At 33.2% G+C, this 18,493-nt stretch carries 15 protein-coding genes; 12 read left to right on the forward strand and 3 right to left on the reverse strand.

Annotated elements, in window-relative coordinates:
* Positions 1-47 precede the first annotated feature (47 nt).
* Both clpX and gndA read left to right on the forward strand, forming a co-directional pair.
* Positions 48-1,274, forward strand: coding sequence for an ATP-dependent Clp protease ATP-binding subunit ClpX (gene clpX / locus NOU10_RS02635; protein WP_003700010.1), 1,227 nt, complete (start codon positions 48-50; stop codon positions 1,272-1,274).
* 108 nt (positions 1,275-1,382) lie between these two features.
* On the forward strand, positions 1,383-2,804 hold the full coding sequence (gene gndA / locus NOU10_RS02640) for an NADP-dependent phosphogluconate dehydrogenase (RefSeq protein WP_003700011.1): 1,422 nt from the start codon (positions 1,383-1,385) through the stop codon (positions 2,802-2,804).
* 79 nt (positions 2,805-2,883) lie between these two features.
* On the opposite strand, the gene rnjA is transcribed toward gndA, so the two are convergent.
* On the reverse strand, positions 2,884-4,560 hold the full coding sequence (gene rnjA / locus NOU10_RS02645) for a ribonuclease J1 (RefSeq protein ID WP_255905919.1): 1,677 nt from the start codon (positions 4,558-4,560) through the stop codon (positions 2,884-2,886).
* A 4-nt stretch (positions 4,561-4,564) separates the two neighbouring features.
* Positions 4,565-4,780, reverse strand: coding sequence for a DNA-directed RNA polymerase subunit epsilon (locus NOU10_RS02650; RefSeq protein WP_003707954.1), 216 nt, complete (start codon positions 4,778-4,780; stop codon positions 4,565-4,567).
* Between the two features lie 206 nt (positions 4,781-4,986).
* On the opposite strand from NOU10_RS02650, the gene NOU10_RS02655 reads away from it, so the two are divergent.
* Entirely contained in the window at positions 4,987-5,490 is a 504-nt protein-coding gene (locus tag NOU10_RS02655; protein WP_003700014.1) for a hypothetical protein, read from the forward strand.
* A 105-nt stretch (positions 5,491-5,595) separates the two neighbouring features.
* Here NOU10_RS02655 and def read toward each other — a convergent pair whose 3' ends face one another.
* Complete coding sequence (gene def / locus NOU10_RS02660; RefSeq protein ID WP_087366185.1) at positions 5,596-6,156, reverse strand: peptide deformylase; 561 nt, start codon at positions 6,154-6,156, stop codon at positions 5,596-5,598.
* Between the two features lie 155 nt (positions 6,157-6,311).
* Here def and NOU10_RS02665 point away from each other — a divergent pair, with 155 nt between their 5' ends.
* The 9 genes from NOU10_RS02665 to NOU10_RS02705 all read left to right on the forward strand — a co-directional run bounded on the left by NOU10_RS02665 (position 6,312) and on the right by NOU10_RS02705 (position 18,353).
* A complete protein-coding gene (locus NOU10_RS02665; RefSeq protein ID WP_160996185.1) occupies positions 6,312-7,196 on the forward strand; it encodes a lactate dehydrogenase in 885 nt (294 codons plus the stop codon).
* Positions 7,197-7,206: 10 nt separating this feature from the next.
* Positions 7,207-7,482 carry a UPF0223 family protein gene (locus tag NOU10_RS02670; RefSeq protein ID WP_255905920.1) on the forward strand — a complete coding sequence of 92 codons (276 nt, stop codon included), beginning with the start codon at positions 7,207-7,209 and terminating at the stop codon, positions 7,480-7,482.
* Between the two features lie 9 nt (positions 7,483-7,491).
* Positions 7,492-8,271: an inositol monophosphatase family protein gene (locus NOU10_RS02675; protein WP_255905921.1), complete on the forward strand. Its 780-nt coding sequence runs from the start codon at positions 7,492-7,494 to the stop codon at positions 8,269-8,271.
* A 126-nt stretch (positions 8,272-8,397) separates the two neighbouring features.
* Complete coding sequence (gene typA / locus NOU10_RS02680) at positions 8,398-10,239, forward strand: translational GTPase TypA (RefSeq protein ID WP_003706087.1); 1,842 nt, start codon at positions 8,398-8,400, stop codon at positions 10,237-10,239.
* A gap of 403 nt (positions 10,240-10,642) precedes the next feature.
* On the forward strand, positions 10,643-11,641 hold the full coding sequence (locus NOU10_RS02685; protein WP_255905922.1) for a PTS sugar transporter subunit IIB: 999 nt from the start codon (positions 10,643-10,645) through the stop codon (positions 11,639-11,641).
* Positions 11,642-11,655: 14 nt separating this feature from the next.
* On the forward strand, positions 11,656-12,456 hold the full coding sequence (locus NOU10_RS02690; protein WP_003706091.1) for a PTS mannose/fructose/sorbose transporter subunit IIC: 801 nt from the start codon (positions 11,656-11,658) through the stop codon (positions 12,454-12,456).
* A gap of 20 nt (positions 12,457-12,476) precedes the next feature.
* Positions 12,477-13,397, forward strand: coding sequence for a PTS system mannose/fructose/sorbose family transporter subunit IID (locus NOU10_RS02695; protein WP_160996182.1), 921 nt, complete (start codon positions 12,477-12,479; stop codon positions 13,395-13,397).
* 300 nt (positions 13,398-13,697) lie between these two features.
* Positions 13,698-14,897 carry an FtsW/RodA/SpoVE family cell cycle protein gene (locus tag NOU10_RS02700; RefSeq protein ID WP_003706093.1) on the forward strand — a complete coding sequence of 400 codons (1,200 nt, stop codon included), beginning with the start codon at positions 13,698-13,700 and terminating at the stop codon, positions 14,895-14,897.
* Positions 14,898-14,927: 30 nt separating this feature from the next.
* A complete protein-coding gene (locus tag NOU10_RS02705; protein WP_255905923.1) occupies positions 14,928-18,353 on the forward strand; it encodes a pyruvate carboxylase in 3,426 nt (1,141 codons plus the stop codon).
* Positions 18,354-18,493 lie beyond the last annotated feature (140 nt).

Consider the following 18,493-nt stretch of genomic DNA (forward strand, 5'->3'; position numbering starts at 1 on the left):
AATAAAGGCAGTCTTATGAAATAAAAAACACGTAGGGAGATTTTTAGATGTTTGAAAATGAAGATAATAAGACTCCTGCGACATGTTCTTTTTGTGGAAAAACAGAAGATCAAGTTAAAAGTATGATTTCTGGACCAGGAGTGTATATATGTAATGAATGTGTAGAATTAGCACAATCAATTATTGATACAGAAACAAAAGCAGAAGCACAAAAAGATTTTACTAATGTTCCTACTCCTCATGAAATTGTTGATACTTTAAATCAATACGTTGTTGGACAGGAAGAAGCTAAGAAAACATTAGCAGTTGCTGTATATAATCACTACAAACGTGTTAATGCTTCATTGTCAGATGATGATGGAACAGAATTACAAAAGAGTAATATTTGTCTTGTTGGACCAACAGGTTCTGGTAAAACATTCTTAGCTCAAAATTTAGCTAGAATTTTGAACGTACCATTTGCAATTGCAGATGCAACAACTTTAACAGAAGCAGGTTATGTTGGTGAAGACGTTGAAAATATTTTATTGAAACTTTTACAAAATGCTGATTATGATGTAGAAAGAGCTCAAAGAGGCATTATTTATATAGATGAAATTGATAAAATTGCTAAGAAATCTGAAAATGTATCAATTACGCGTGATGTTTCTGGTGAAGGTGTACAACAAGCGTTACTTAAGATTCTTGAAGGTACAATAGCTAATGTTCCTCCTCAAGGTGGCCGTAAGCACCCACAACAAGAATTTATACAAATTGATACTACAAATATTTTATTTATTGTTGGTGGAGCTTTTGATGGTATTGAAACAATGGTAAAAAATCGTTTAGGAGACAAAACAATAGGTTTTGGTGTAGATTCTAAGCAGGAATATGATCCTGATAAGAGTTTAATGCAACAAATCATTCCTGAAGACCTATTAAAGTTTGGATTAATCCCTGAATTTATTGGTCGTTTGCCAATTCTTACAGCACTTGAAAAACTTACTGAAGAAGATTTAGTGAGAATTTTAACAGAACCTAAGAATGCATTAATTAAGCAATATCAAAAATTAGTATCGTTTGATGATGTATCATTAAAATTTGAAGATGATGCTGTTAAGGAAATTGCGCATTTAGCTATTGAAAGAAACACAGGTGCCAGAGGTTTGAGATCCATTGTTGAAGCTACTATGAGAGATATTATGTTTGACATTCCTAGCGAAGATAATATTAAAGAGGTAGTTATTACAAAAGATACTGTTGATGGTAAGAGTAAACCTGAAATAGTAAAATAAGCATTTTTATGTATATTTAATTAATTGCACCATGATATGATATTTGTTAGAATACTATTGTAATTTACATGTTGAAATTGTATATGATAATTTAGGAGGATATTTATTATGAGCAAACCACAAATTGGTGTTGTTGGTATGGCTGTTATGGGTAAAAACCTAGCCTTAAACATTGAAAGTCGTGGATACAGTGTTGCTATCTATAACAGAACAGGATCAAAAACTGAAAAGGTAGTTGCTGATCATCCTGATAAGAATTTAGTACCTAGTTATACGATTGAAGATTTTGTTAATTCTTTAGAAACACCTCGTCGAATTATTTTGATGGTTAAAGCGGGTGCTCCAACAGATGCAACAATTAAGTCATTATTGCCTCATTTAGATAAAGGTGATGTTTTAATTGATGGTGGAAATACATTCTTCCAAGAAACTATGCGTCGCAATGAAGAACTAGATAATTCTGGTATTAACTTTATCGGTATGGGTGTATCTGGGGGAGAAAAAGGTGCGTTAGAAGGACCTTCTTTAATGCCAGGTGGACAAAAAGAAGCATATGATTTAGTAGAACCAATTTTGAAGAAAATAGCTGCTAAGGCTGAAGATGGTGAAGCCTGTGTAACTTACGTTGGACCTAACGGAGCAGGTCACTATGTTAAGATGGTTCATAACGGTATTGAATACGGTGATATGGAACTTATTGCTGAAAGCTATAACTTGATGCGTAACTTACTAGGTTTATCAAATGATGAAATTTCTGACGTATTTAATGAATGGAAAGATGGCGAGTTGAAGAGTTATTTAATTGATATAACTGCTGATATTTTAACTCGTAAAGATGATTTGGGTACGGGTAAACCAATTGTAGATGTTATTTTAGATCGTGCTGGCAACAAGGGTACTGGTAAGTGGAGTTCTCAAAGTGCTTTAGAATTAGGAGTACCTCAATCATTAATTACAGAATCTGTATATGCTCGTTATATTTCAGCAATGAAAGATGAACGTGTGGCTGCTAGTCAAGTTTTACCTAATCCGGAATTTGATTTAGGTGACGTAAATAAGAAAGAATTAGTAGAAAAAATTCGTCGTGCATTATACTTTAGTAAGATTATGAGTTATGCTCAAGGTTTTGAACAATTAAGAGTAGCATCTGAAAATTATGACTGGAACCTAAATTATGGCGATATGGCTAAGATTTGGCGTGAAGGTTGCATTATTCGTGCTCAATTCTTACAAAAGATTACTGATGCATATGAAAAGAATCCTGAATTAAAGAATTTGATGTTAGACGATTACTTCAAGAAAATCGTTGAAGAATATCAAAATGATGTCCGTGATATTGCTGCTTTAGCAATTAAAGCAGGTGTTGCTTGCCCAGGATTTTCTAGTGCTATCACATATTATGATCAATATAGATCTGCACATCTTCCTGCAAATATTATTCAAGCACAACGTGACTACTTTGGGGCACATACTTATGAACGTACTGATCGTGAAGGTATTTACCATTACGAATGGTATCATGAAGAATAATTATTAAGATGTATAGTATAAAATAAACGGTATAAGGACTACTAACAATAGTTCTTATACCGTTTTTAATATATCTAAATTATATTGTAACAAGCATTGGTAAAATCATAGGATGTCTTTCTGTTTGTTCAAATAAAAATTCTTGCAGATCAGAGATAATAGTATTTTTAATTTGAGCTTCAGAAACTTTATCATTTTTAAGTTCTCTCTTAATAGAACGATAAAGATGACGACGACCTTGATTAATTAAATCGCCAGATTCACGCATGTAGATAAAACCTCGTGATAATAAATCTGGGCCGGCAATAATTTGGCGCTTTTGCATATCTATGGTTGCTACAACAACTACTAGACCTTCTTCTGAAAGTAAACGACGATCTCGAAGTACAACATTTCCAATATCTCCAACGCCAGAACCGTCAACATAGACATCACCAGCATTAAAGTGGCCTGCATATCTTGCTGAATCCTTTGTAAGTGCTAAAACATCTCCATTTTTTAGAATAAATGAATTTTCTTTAGGAACATCGCACTTTTCAGCTAACTCAGTATGAATTTTTAACATTCTGTATTCACCATGGACAGGCATGAAGTACTTAGGTTTCATCAAGCGAAGCATAAGTTTTTGTTCTTCTTGACCACCATGTCCAGAGGCGTGAATATTATTAACTTTACCATGAATAACAGTAGCTCCAGCTTCTTCTAACTCATTAATAACTTTATTTACACTGGTAGTATTTCCTGGAATAGGAGAACTAGAGAATACTACAGTATCACCGGGTTGAATAGATACTTGACGGTGAGTACCATTAGCTATACGACTCAAAGCTGCCATAGGTTCTCCTTGAGATCCTGTACATAGAATCATAATTTTATTAGCGGGTAAACTACTTATTTCTCTAGCATCAACTAAAGCATCGTCAGGAATATCTAAATAACCAAGTTCTCTACCATTTACAATTGCAGCTTCCATACTACGTCCAAAAACAGCTATTTTACGACCACGAGCAATAGCTGCAGATGTAGCTTGCTGTACACGCGAAATGTTAGAGGCAAAAGTAGCAAATATTATACGGCCTTCGACTTTTTCAAATATACGACGAATAGAACGGCCAACCCAGCGTTCTGACTTAGTAAAGTTAGGAATTTCAGCATTAGTACTATCAGAAAGTAGGCAAAGCACACCTTCATCACCTAATTTTGCCATTTTTTGTAAATTAGGTGGCTGATTTGTAACAGGAGTAAGATCGAACTTATAATCTCCTGTACATACAATTGTTCCAGAAGGTGTTTTGACAGCCACACCTAAAGTATCAGGGATAGAATGTGTTGTTCTAAAAAAAGATACTGTCGTTTTTCTAAATTTTAGAATAGAGTCTTCATCTATTTCATGAAGTTCAGTTGTGCGAAGTAGTCCATGTTCTTCTAGTTTGCTTTTAATCAATGCAAGTGCAAGAGGGCCAGCATAGACAGGTACATTTATTTTTTGTAGTAAATAAGGAATACCGCCAATATGATCCTCATGTCCATGTGTGATAACTAAAGCTTTAATTTTTTGTTGATTTGCAATTAAATATGAGTAGTCAGGTATAACATAATCAATACCTAACAAATCATCTTCTGGAAATTTGATACCAGCATCCACTACGATGATTTCATCTTGAAATTGGATACCGTAAGTATTCTTTCCAATTTCTCCAAGACCACCGATTGCAAAAACAGCAGTCTCATTATTTTTAACATTTAGTTTTTTCATTTAACTAAAACTCCGTAAGTTTGAAGTTAACACTTTGTTTTTCATATTCAAGTGTAGCTTCGTCCAAAGCTTCAATAAATTCAACATTGTATTCTGGAAAATGTGTTTCAACAAGATGACGAGCTTCAACTTCGTCTTTAGCTTCAAAATACATAACATGAGTATTTTCACGCTTTGGATTAGATTTTTTTGATGGTTGATAATATACTTTAAAAGTCATTAAAACTTCTCCTTTAAAATGAATTTACACAATAGTGTATAACAAAAAATTATTTAACCGAACAAAGATTGCTTTACACAATAGTTAAGTACATTTTAGCATAACAAGCAAATTAAGTATAGAACTTAGACAAAACATATAAAAATTAGACAATAGACTGTGATATACTTAAAAATGAGGAAGCTTTGTAGAAAGAGGCTGATGATATGAAATTTTGGTTAGTTATATTAACTGCGATAGTTTTCATTGTAATTATTGTTGTTATACAGTATTACATAAAAAACAAGGAATTGAAAAGATTACAAGCAAGAAGTAGAAAGCTTACTGACGACGCTATGTATAAATCGATAAATGAGATAGATCTAGAATGGTTTAATCAGAATAATCACAAAAATATAAGGGATATAGCAGTAGTATCTGACGTTTGGGGAAAAGATGTGATGGTTTTTGAATATTCAGTAGAATTGATTCAGAATCAAAAATTTTCCAGTGAGAAACTAAATGCTTTGAAGGAATTACTAGAAAAGAAATTATTTGATTATGCAAAACAGAAAAAAATTCAAAATATGGCTAATAAACCTCCATTTATAGTATCAGATATTTGGCAGCTAGAAAATATACTGCATATAGATGTAGCGTATATAATGAATGAGGCAACGTATAAGTATTTAAATGATATTGAAAAGTTAGAGCCTGGTTTTAAGAAATAGTGGAGAATCATCAAGTAAAAAATAAAAGATCGGTAAAGATTAAGTTACTAAAACATTAATCTTTATCGATCTTTTGCTTGTATAAAGTTATTTTTGAGATTTATTTTATTCTAAAATAATAGTACCTTCTGGAACGGTTAAAGGTTGTTCCTTATTAATATGATCATAGAATAAAATACCATTTAAGTGATCAATTTCATGTTGAACTACAATTGCAGGGTAGTCACGAAGTCTTTCAACATGCTTATTTCCATCTAGATCATACCAGCGAAGTTTAATACGATCGTGTCGAGGGACATATCCTGGAATATCACGATCAACTGAAAGGCAACCTTCACCTTCACCAAGTGCTGCTAATTGAACGGATTCACTTAAAATTGTAGGATTGATCAGAACATGTTTAAAAATTGGTTCATCATCATCTTCAATACCTGGAACCAAAACAGCGGTCATTCTTTTAGAAACATTTACTTGAGGAGCTGCTAAACCAACACCCGCACGAAGATGATATTTTTTGGCAATTTCAGGATTTTGACTATTTTCGAGAAACTCCATCATATCGTGTGCTAATTTTTTATCTTCTTCACTTAATGGAAATTCGATAGCTTTTGCTCTGGCTCTTAGAGTTGGATTTCCATCACGAATAATGTTATCCATTGTAATCAACAGAAAAAACCTCCAATAATATGATTTAATACACTTATGATATCACAATTTTTCTGTAATAGCATATTAATAGTTTTAAGTCAAAAAAAGTTACTATATCTAATTATATGGTAGAATAGTAGTAATAAAATATAAAGAAAGGAGTAAAATGATTAATGCAGAAGATAGTATATTATGGATATAATGAAAGCGTACTGGACTTTCTGAAAATAGGCATAAATAATAACACTAAGTTATATTTTAATTGGCAAATTAATGATACTGATATTCAGGATGAAATAAATAATTTAGTAGAGTGTTCACGTCTGTTATCACCTAATTTTTATTTTTATATAAATGAAACTGTAAATTGGGATGAAATTGACATGATGCTACTTTCAATTGATGTGGATAGAGATAATTTTGCTCAAAAGAATAGTTGGATTCAAAAAGTGGTCACTGAAGCTGTAGCCAATGGATTTAATGGTATAGTTGTATTAGATAGTAATAAGGACTATTTATTGATTAATGAAATTTTAAAATACACAGGGCTTTCATCTAGACAAGTGTTGGGATTAGGAACTTCTATAGAATCAGAAGTTGTAGCTAGAATGGTTGCAAAGAAATTAGGGATTAATAGTAATTATATTCAGACGAGTGTAATTGGAACTAGGGATAAGTCTTTTGTTTTGTGGAGTAAGGGTAGAGTTGCTGAAGCATCACTTATGAGTTTAATAGTGCAAGAAAAAAATATGTTTAGTGTAAAAAATATGCAAGAAATATCTAGAGAGTATAAAGAGTTAGCTGAAAAGACTCGGAAGTTAGTTTTTTCTTCTGTATTGAATAAGATATTAATGGCGATGGATACTTCCGAACAGTTTATAATAACTCTGGTTCATAGTAGGAATGAAGAGATTGAAAGTTATAGTTCACCTGTATTAGTTGGAAAGATGGGAGTTATAGAATTAATAAAAGTGAATTATACAGAAGATGAGCAAGAGGCTTTAAACGAGATAAAAAAAGCTATTAATGATGAGTTAGATAGATATAAATTAAGATGAGGTTTAACAAATGGTAAAAGAAAATTACAGTTATCCGTTACTACCTGATTGGAGTACGGAGGAGATTATAATTGCTTGTGAATTTTATGCAGAAGTTGAAAAATATAATACTAATGGGGTGAATAGGGAGGAATTCCTGGATAAATATCAAGATTTTTTGAAAGTAGCCCCATCTAAAATGCTTCAAAAAAGGCTAGATAGAGAATATGAAAAATTTTCGGGTTATAGTATTTATCAATCAGTAAAAAAAGTTAAAGAAAACGAGAAAAAATTTGTAAAAGGATAGTGGAATTTTATGAGAGATTTTCAAGGCATTGATGCTAACGTTAAAGATTGGCTAAGAAAAGCTCGGGAAATAATATTAGATAGTTTCAATTTAAGCTTGGATGTTGAAACGAAAAGTGGACCGACAGATTTAGTGACGAATGTTGATAAAGAGGTTGAGAGATTTTATATTCAACAAATACAAAATGCATACCCAGAAGCTAAGATTTTAGGAGAGGAAACTTCAAAAATACATCCGCTTATAAATATGAAAGGGCTAGTTTTTATTTTAGATCCAATTGATGGTACGATGAATTTTGTTAAGCAAAAACGTAATTTTGCAAGTATGATTGCTGTATATTATAATAATCGTCCGCTTTTAGGATATATATATGACATTATAAGGGATGAACTATATTGGGGTGGACCGGTATATGATGCCGTTTATTGCAACGATTATCAGCTTGCAATTCCAACAGATAGTATTTTAAGTGAAGGTTTAGTACAACTTTGCAGACCTTTTGTCATGAATGATAGCTATGGTTTTAGAAGAGTAGTAGATGCTAGTGCTGGTTTAAGAATGTACGGTTGTGCTGGTCTAGAATTTATTAATGTTTTAACAGGAAGATGTATTTGTTATGCTTCAGCATTACGCCCATGGGATTTGGCTGCTGGAAAAATTTTAGCTGAAACATTAGATTTAGTTGTTGAAACAATTGACGTAAAAGAAACTAATATGTTATCATCAAAAGTTGTATTAGTAACTACAAAGAATGCTGAAAAAGACATTACAAAACTCATTTCTATATAGATAAGAGTAAGTCTGTGGTTGAACCACAGCATTTTTAATATAAGTAAATGAAAGTAGAGTAATTTGTTTTCATTAATTAATGAAAGCTTTTTGTGCTAAAAAATTTTTTGAAGGGAAGAAATAGCTTTGAAAAGACGTGAAGATATTCGTAACGTTGCAATTATTGCCCACGTTGACCACGGTAAAACAACCTTAGTTAACGAATTACTTAAGCAATCAGATACATTAGATGAACATACTGACATTGGTGATCGTGCTTTGGATTCCAATGATCTTGAAAAGGAACGTGGTATTACAATTCTTTCCAAGAATACAGCTGTTAAGTATGGGGATAAACAAATTAATATTTTAGATACACCTGGACATGCTGACTTCGGTGGAGAAGTTGAACGTATCATGAAAATGGTTGATGGTGTACTTTTAATTGTCGATGCATTTGAAGGTACTATGCCACAAACTCGTTTTGTATTGAAGAAAGCTCTTGAACAACATTTAACACCAATTGTTATTATTAATAAAATTGACCGTCCAGGTGCTCGTCCAGAAGAAGTAGTAGACGAAGTATTGGATTTATTCATTGAATTAGGAGCAGATGAAGATCAATTAGATTTCCCAGTTATCTACGCTTCTGCAATGAATGGTACAACTTCTCTTGATTCTGATCCTGAGACACAAGAACATACAATGAATCCAATTTTTGATACAATTATCAATACGATTCCTGCTCCTGTTGATAACTCAGATGAACCACTTCAATTCCAAGTGGCAATGCTTGATTATAACGAATTTGTTGGTCGTGTAGGTATTGGTCGTGTATTCCGTGGAAAGATCAAAGTTGGTGATCAAGTAACAGTTATGAAACTTGATGGTTCTCAAAAGAACTTCCGTGTAACCAAGTTATTTGGTTTCTTTGGTTTGAAACGTTTGGAAATTCAAGAAGCTAAAGCCGGCGATTTAATTGCAGTTTCTGGTATGGAAGATATTTTCGTTGGTGAAACTGTATGTCCTGTTGATCATCCAGAAGCACTACCATTGCTTCGTATAGATCCTCCTACATTACAAATGACATTTATGACTAACACATCTCCATTTGTTGGACGTGAAGGTGATAATGTTACTGCACGTAAGCTAGAAGATAGATTGAAAGTTCAACTTCATACTGATGTTTCATTAAAAGTTGAAGATACAGAATCTCCAGATGCTTGGACTGTATCAGGTCGTGGGGAATTACATTTATCTATCTTAATTGAAACATTGCGTCGTGAAGGATTCGAATTAGCTGTATCTCGTCCTAAAGTAATCTATCGAGAAATTGATGGTAAGCTTTCTGAACCATTTGAAAGTGTTGTTATCGATACACCTGATGAATATTCTGGTGCGGTTATTGATTCTATGGCTCAACGTAAAGGTGAAATGTTGAACATGGAAACTGGTAATAATGGTCAAACACGTTTAGAATTCTCTACACCAACACGTGGTTTGATTGGATACGATTCACAATTCTTATCAATGACTCGTGGATACGGTATCTTAAACCATACATTCTCTGAATATAAACCAGTTATTAGAGGATGGGAACCAGGTCGTCGTAACGGAGCATTAGTATCAATTAATCAAGGAAAAACTACAACATATGCAATTATGGGTGTTGAAGGTCGTGGAACTATTTTTGTAGATCCAGGTACAGAAGTTTATGAAGGTATGATTATAGGTCAATCTTCACGTGAACGTGATATTTCTGTTAACGTTACAAAGGGTAAGAATATGACTAACGTTCGTTCTGCTACAAAAGATCAAACAGCAACAATTAAGAAACCAACACATTTGACATTGGAAGAATCTCTAGAATTCTTGAATGAAGATGAACTTCTAGAAATTACACCAGAATCCATACGTTTACGTAAACGTATTTTGGAAACAAATGCGCGTGAAAAGGCTGCTAAAAAAGCTAAGAAAGCAACTGAATAATACGGAAAAAAGCTCGTAAGTATTTACGGGCTTTTTCTTATTTATATGGATATAAAATTATAATAATATAAGTAATTATAATGTATAGAAGTAAAGTATTAGATCGGTGAAATGTTTGATATACAATGTATCTATGCAACATAAAACGTTTTCTTAATTGGGGCGTACCAATCATATATTTAAGTTAAGAAACAATTATAAACTAAGTTTTTTTGATTATTTTTAATTATTTTTAAAGAAATTGATGACAATAATCACATTTCATGATATTATAGTAAGTGTTTTCAAGGGAACAACATTTTCAACATGAGCACTTATAATGTTTTTATTTTTTGCTATTGAATGAAAAGGCTTTATAAATTTGGAAATGTAGTTTCAATTTATTTTATAGGAGGTAAGACAAATGGTAGGGATTATCCTAGCTAGTCATGGTGGCTTTGCCGATGGTATTTATCAATCTGGTGAAATGATTTTTGGCAAGCAAGAAAACGTAGCACATGTTATTTTAAAACCTGATGAAGGTCCAGATGATGTACGTGCTAAGATGGAAAAGGCTATTGAATCTTTTGATAGTCAAGATGAAGTCCTTTTCTTAGTGGATCTTTGGGGAGGAACTCCTTTCAATCAAGCAAATAACTTGGTTGAGCAACACAAAGATAAATGGGCAATCGTTGCAGGTATGAACTTGCCGATGGTCATTGAAGCTTATGCATCACGTTTCTCTATGGAATCTGCACATGAAATTGCTGCTCATATTATTGAAACAGCAAAAGATGGTGTCAAAGTAATGCCAGAATCATTACAACCTAAGGAAGCACCTAAACAAGCAGCAGATTCTGGTCAACCAACTGGAGCTATTCCTGAAGGTACTGTTATCGGTGATGGTAAAATCAAATATGTTTTAGCACGTATTGATACACGTTTGCTTCATGGACAAGTTGCTACAGGATGGACTAAAGCAATGAATCCAAATCGTATCATTGTTGTATCTGATAGTGTTGCTAAAGATAAGTTACGTAAGAACATGATTGCTCAAGCTGCTCCAAGTGGTGTACATGCTAATACTGTTCCAATCAAGAAGATGATTGAAGTAGCTAAAGATCCTCGTTTTGGTAACACAAAGGCAATGCTTTTATTTGAAACACCTCAAGATGCTCTTGAAGCAATTAAGGGTGGCGTTGATATCAAAGAACTCAACGTTGGTTCAATGGCTTATAGCGATGGTAAAGTTAACGTTAACCAAGTTCTTGCTATGGATCAAAAGGATATTGATACATTTAATGAACTCAAGAAATTGGGCGTAAAATTTGATGTCCGCAAAGTTCCTTCTAGTTCTCCAGAAAATATGGATAACTTATTAAAGAAGGCACAAGACCTTGTAAATCAAGGTAATAAAAATTAAGGAGGAAATATCTCATGTCTGCTATTTCAATGATTTTAGTTGTTATTGTAGCGTTCTTTGCAGGATTGGAAGGTATTTTGGATCAATTCCAATTCCATCAACCATTAATTGCATGTACATTAATTGGTTTAGTTACAGGTAATTTAACTGCCGGAATTATGTTAGGCGGATCTTTGCAAATGATCGCTTTAGGTTGGGCTAACATTGGGGCTGCTGTTGCCCCTGACGCTGCTTTGGCTGCTGTTGCATCTGCTATTATTTTGGTTAAAGGTGGTCAAGGTACAGCAGGGATCAGTACAGCTATTGCTGTTGCTATTCCTTTAGCTGTTGCTGGTCTATTCTTAACAATGATTGTTCGTACAATTTCTGTTGCTATTATTCACATTATGGATAAAGAAGCTGAAAAAGGTAGCTTCCGCGGTATTGAAGTTTGGCAATTTATCGCCTTACTATTACAAGGTTTACGTATTGCATTACCAGCTGCATTCTTATTAGTTATTCCAACAAGCGTTGTACGTTCATTCCTAGAATCAATGCCAGCTTGGTTAACAGATGGTATGGCAATCGGTGGTGGTATGGTTGTTGCCGTAGGTTATGCTATGGTTATCAATATGATGGCATCTCGTGAAGTATGGCCATTCTTCATCATTGGTTTTGTTATTGCTGCAATTTCTCAATTAACATTAATTGCTATTGGTGCTTTAGGTATTGCTTTTGCTTTAATCTATTTAGAATTAGAATCTAAGGGCGGTTCAGGTAATGGTGGTTCAAGCAATACTGGAGATCCACTTGGCGATATTTTAGATGACTACTAAGATGAAGGAGGAAGAGTATAATGGCTGAAAAGAAAGTTACATTAAGTAAAAAAGATCGTATGGCTGTTTGTTGGCGTTCAACATTCCTTCAAGGATCATGGAACTACGAACGTATGCAAAATGGTGGCTGGGCTTACTCTATGATTCCAGCTTTAAAGAAATTATACACTACTAAAGAAGATCGTGCTGCAGCTTTAAAGCGTCACTTGGAATTCTTTAATACTCATCCATATTTAGCAGCTCCTATTTTAGGTGTTACATTAGCTCTTGAAGAAGATCGTGCTAATGGTGCTCCAGTTGATGATGTTGCTATTAACGGTGTTAAAGTTGGTATGATGGGACCGTTGGCTGGTGTTGGTGATCCAGTATTCTGGTTTACAGCTCGTCCTATTATTGGTGCATTAGGTGCTTCCTTAGCTATTTCAGGAAACATTGTTGGACCTATCTTATTCTTCGTACTTTGGAATGTTCTACGTATTGCATTCTTATGGTATACACAAGAATTTGGTTACCGTGCAGGTTCTAAGATCACAGACGATCTTTCTGGTGGATTATTGCAAAAAGTTACTCGTGGTGCTGCCATGATGGGTATGTTTGTTCTAGGTGCTTTAATTGAACGTTGGGTAAGTATTAAATTTACACCAGTTGTTTCAAGGACTCCTGTGCAAAAAGGTGGTTACATTGACTGGGATCACATTCCTAGTGGTGCTAAAGGAATCAAGGAAGTTTTAACTCAATGGAATATGGGTAAGGGCATGTCCTTAGATAAGATTAAAGTTACAACATTGCAAGATAACTTGGATCAATTAATTCCTGGTTTAGCAGCTTTACTTCTAACATTCTTATGTATGTGGTTATTGAAGAAGAAAGTTTCTCCAATTGTTATCATCTTGGGAATTTTCATTGTAGGTATTATTGCACACGTTATTGGTTTAATGTAATTTCATAATTAATTTAAGAAAGATAGGTTTTATAGCCTATCTTTTTTTTGTAGTTTATTTTTTGATTATCTTTATATTAATACTGATAAAAGCGAAAATATATGCTAACATAATAGTGTTAAGTCATTTAAATACGAAAAAATAAAGACTTATATGATAAAAATATCGTTAACTTGCGAATTATCTAATTCTTTATACTTTTCTTATAGAAATCATTTTATTGCATAGTATTACGTTATGTTATAATAAATCTAAGGGTAAAGGAGGAATTTAAATCGTTAAGGATTTGAAGAATTGATAATGAAGAATAAGTTAAAAGAAAAGTTAAAATATTTCGACTATGGATTATTTATACCGTATTTAATTTTATGTCTTATTGGCATTGTAATGGTTTACTCTGCTAGTGCGATTAACCTTACTTATGTCGGAGTTAAAGCAACTTCTTATCTCTTTAAGCAAATAATTTTTGTTGGAATAGGGATTACATTAACTTTAATTTTTAGTCATATGAATCCAAAATTTTGGGTTAGTAAAAATGTTCTAAGATTTGGATATTGGACTGTAATAATTCTCCTGATGATGGCTAAATTTTTATTTGGTGCTATTAATGGTGCTAACGGTTGGATTACATTAGGTTCATTTAGTATTCAGCCAGCAGAGATAGCTAAGCTTTACTTGGTAGTTGCGATTTCTAAAGCTTTTTCAAAAAGAGAAGCTGATATTTATTTAGGAAAACATAAACGTACGACTACGCGAAAAAATTTGGCAGTAAATATCTTACCAATTTTGGCCTTGATTGCAATTGAACCTGATACTGGTGGCGCTACAATTTGTGCTGCAATTTGTTTAGTTCTTATTTTGGCCAATTCTAAAAATTGGAGAGCAAGCATAGGAATTTTGGGAGTAGCAATTTCAATAATAGCACTTACAGTTATGGTTATCCATGCAATTAACCCATTTAAGGGAAGTAAAGTTGAGTATATGTATAAGCGTTTTGAGGGTTATTTTGATCCATTTACATATGCAACTACAAGTGGTAAACAGTTAGTTAATTCTTTTTACGCTATCAGTAACGGAGGATTGTTTGGAGTAGGACTGGGAAATAGTATTCAAAAAAGAGGATATTTACCAGAACCCTATACAGATTTTATATTAGCAATCATTGCAGAAGAACTAGGATTTATAGGAGTTTTAGTGGTCTTAGGGTTACTATTTTTTATAATTTTAAGAATAATTTTGATTGGTATAAGATCCAATAATACTTTCAATACCTTAGTTTGTTACGGAGTAGCAACATTTTTTACAGTAGAATCAATATTTAATATTGGCGCTGTTAATGGACTACTACCTATTACAGGTGTTACATTGCCTTTTATTTCTTATGGTGGTTCAAGTATGGTGGTATTGTCTATGGCTTTAGGAATGGTAATGAACATTTCAGCAAATGAGAAGAGACATACAGCAAGAAATATGTTTTTAAATATGGAGTTGAAGAAATAGTTTAAGTTTTCGGAATAGGAGTGAAGACGAGTGGAAAAAGTATTAATTGCTAATCGTGGCGAAATTGCGATTCGTATTATTAGAGCATGTCATGAACTAGGATTAAAAACAGTAGCTATTTATGCCAAAGAAGATGAATATGGTGTTCATCGTTTTAAAGCTGATGAAGCTTACTTAGTAGGTAGTGGTAAAAAGCCTATTGAAGCTTATCTAGATATCAATGACATAATTCGAATAGCTAAGATGACAAATGCTGATGCAATTCATCCAGGTTATGGATTTTTAGCTGAAAATGAAGAATTTGCTCAAAAATGTGAAGAAAATGGAATTACATTTATTGGACCATCAGTGGAACATCTACGAATTTTTGGTGATAAAGTAGAAGCTCGTAATGTTGCTAATTCTGCTGGTTTACATACTATTCCGGGAACGAATGATCCAGTAAAATCACTTAAAGATGTTGAAAAGTTTGCAGATAAACACGGTTATCCTATTATGATTAAAGCAGCAATGGGTGGCGGTGGCCGTGGTATGAGAATTGTTAAACGTAAAGAAGAATTACGCGAGGCATATGAACGTGCTAGAAGTGAAGCTAACCAATCATTTGGTGATGATGAACTTTATGTTGAAAAAATGATTGTTAACCCTAAACATATAGAAGTTCAAATTTTAGCAGATAAACATGGAAATGTAATGCATCTTTTTGAAAGAGACTGTTCTGTACAACGTCGTAATCAAAAGGTTATAGAATTTGCCCCAAGCATAACTTTGTCACAAGAACGTCGCAAAGAAATTTGTGAAGCTGCAGTTAATTTGGCGAAATCTGTAAACTACTATAATGCTGGAACAGTAGAATTTTTAGTAACTGAAGATGATTTTTACTTTGTTGAAGTAAATCCACGTGTTCAAGTAGAGCATACTGTTACAGAAATGATCACAGGTGTTGATATTGTACAATCACAAATTCAAATTGCTGAAGGTAAAGATTTGTATAATGATTTAGAATTACCAAAGCAAGAGGAGTTAACAAGCCAAGGTATAGCAATCCAATGTCGTATTACAACTGAAGATCCAGAAAATAACTTTATGCCAGATACAGGTAAATTGGAAACATATCGTTCACCAGGTGGTTTTGGTGTTCGCCTAGATGGTGGTAATGTATATGCTGGAGCAGTAATAACACCTTTTTATGATTCTTTATTAGTTAAGGCTTGTGTTCAAGCACGAAACTTTAAAGAAGCTATTAAGCGTATGAACAGAGTGCTTAATGAATTTAGAATTAGAGGTGTTAAAACAAATATTAAATTCATGCGTAACGTGTTGAACCATCCTGTTTTCGTTGCAGGCGATGCACGCACTACATTTATTGATAACACACCAGAGTTATTCGAATTTAATCGTAGCAGTAACAATAATAACCAATTATTGAAGTATATTGGTGATGTTACTGTTAACGGATTCCCAGGCACAAAGCATCATCGTAAAGTATTTGTCCCTGATATTAAATTGGATAAGGATTTTGTATCTGAAAGTAAAGTAGAAAATGCAAAATCAGTATTTGATAATGGTGGAGTTGACGCTTTAGCAAATTGGGTAAATAAACAAGAAAGGGTATTAATAACAGATACAACAATGAGAGATGCCCACCAAAGTTTATTTGCAACTAGAATGCGTACTAAAGATATGCTTCCGGTAATTGAAAAATATGATACAGCTTTACCTCATGTATTTTCTGCTGAGGTTTGGGGGGGAGCTACTTTTGACGTAGCGTATCGTTTCTTAAATGAAAGTCCATGGGATAGATTAGATATTATTCGTGAGAAAATGCCTAATACTTTGTTACAAATGCTATTGAGAGGTTCTAATGCTGTAGGATATAAGAATTATCCTGATAATGTATTGAGAGAATTTGTCAATGAAAGTGCAAAACATGGAGTTGATGTATTTAGAATTTTCGATAGTCTTAACTGGACAGATCAAATGGAAAAGAGTATAGAGTTTGTTCGTGATGCTGGAAAGATAGCAGAGGGGACAATGTGTTATACTGGAGATATTTTAACTACTGAGAATAATAAGTATAGTTTAGACTACTATGTCAACTTAGCTAAGGAATTAGAAGCAATGGGTTCGCATATTATCGGTATTAAAGATATGGCAGGACTTCTAAAACCAAATGCTGCTTATGAGTTAATTAGTACATTGAAAGAACAAGTTAATGTGCCAATACATTTACATACACACGATACAACAGGTAATGGTGTGGCAACATATGTACAAGCAGTTCGTGGTGGAGTTGATATTATTGATGTTGCAACTAGTTCACTTTCTGGTACAACAAGTCAACCAAGTATGAGTAGTTTGTATTACGCATTAGAAGGGAATGCTCGTCAGCCAGAACTAAATATTGATAATGTTGAAACATTGAATCGTTATTGGAGTGGAATTAAGCCATTCTATCAAGATTTTATGAATGGAACTACATCTCCACAAACGGATATCTATCAAACAGAAATGCCGGGTGGACAATATTCTAATTTACAACAACAAGCAAAGGCAGTAGGTATTGATGATTTTGAACAAGTTAAGTCAATGTACAGAACTGTTAATAAGTTATTAGGTGATATTATTAAAGTTACTCCAAGTTCAAAAGTTGTGGGTGATTTTGCGATCTTTATGATTCAAAATAATTTAGATGAAAAGTCAATCTTTGAAAGAGGTAAAACTTTAGATTTCCCTAAATCAGTTGTAGATTTCTTTGCAGGCGATTTGGGTCAACCAGTTGGTGGATTTCCTAAGAAACTACAAGAACTTGTACTTAAAGGTAAGAAGCCAATCACAGTGCGACCAGGTAGTTTAGCTAAGCCAGTTGACTTTGATGAAGTAGCTGATGAATTAAAAGATAAGATTAAACGTAACCCTACAAAGGAAGAAGTTCTAAGTTATATCTTATATCCAGAAGTCTTTATAGATTATATTAACAACGTAAAACGTTTTGGTTCTATGCATGATTTAGATACAATTACTTTCTATCAAGGAATGCGTGAAGGAGAAACAATTCATGTTGACTTTAAACCAGGACGTAGTATTATAATTCGTCTAGATTCTGTTTCAGAAGCTGATGAGGAAGGAAATCGTAGCTTATTCTTCTCATTAAATGGTCAAAATATCCAAATTATTGTTCATGATAAGAGTAAGGAAGCTAAGATTAAGAAGATTCCTAAAGCAGAGCCAACTAATGAAAGTCATATAGGTGCAACTTTAAGTGGATCAGTACTAGAAGTATTAGTACAAAAGGGTCAAGAAGTTAAGAAGGGTGAAGCATTAATTGTTACTGAGGCTATGAAGATGGAAACAACAATTAAGGCTCCATTTGATGGAAAAGTTAGTCATGTATATGTTAAAAATGGCGATGTTCTTGAAAGTCAAGATTTATTATTGGAATTGGACAAAAACTAATAATCATTTTAGGAGTGGGAAGAAGTTTCTTCTCACTTTTTTTATTTCACATGGAATTAAAAGATTTTTTCACTGAATTTTTAGCATATATCAAGTATAATTTGATATGATTGTATTAATAACCTGAAAACTTTTATTTT

This window comes from Ligilactobacillus sp. MP3 (assembly GCF_024436335.1).
In the GTDB taxonomy this organism is placed as follows: Bacteria; Bacillota; Bacilli; order Lactobacillales; family Lactobacillaceae; genus Ligilactobacillus; species Ligilactobacillus salivarius.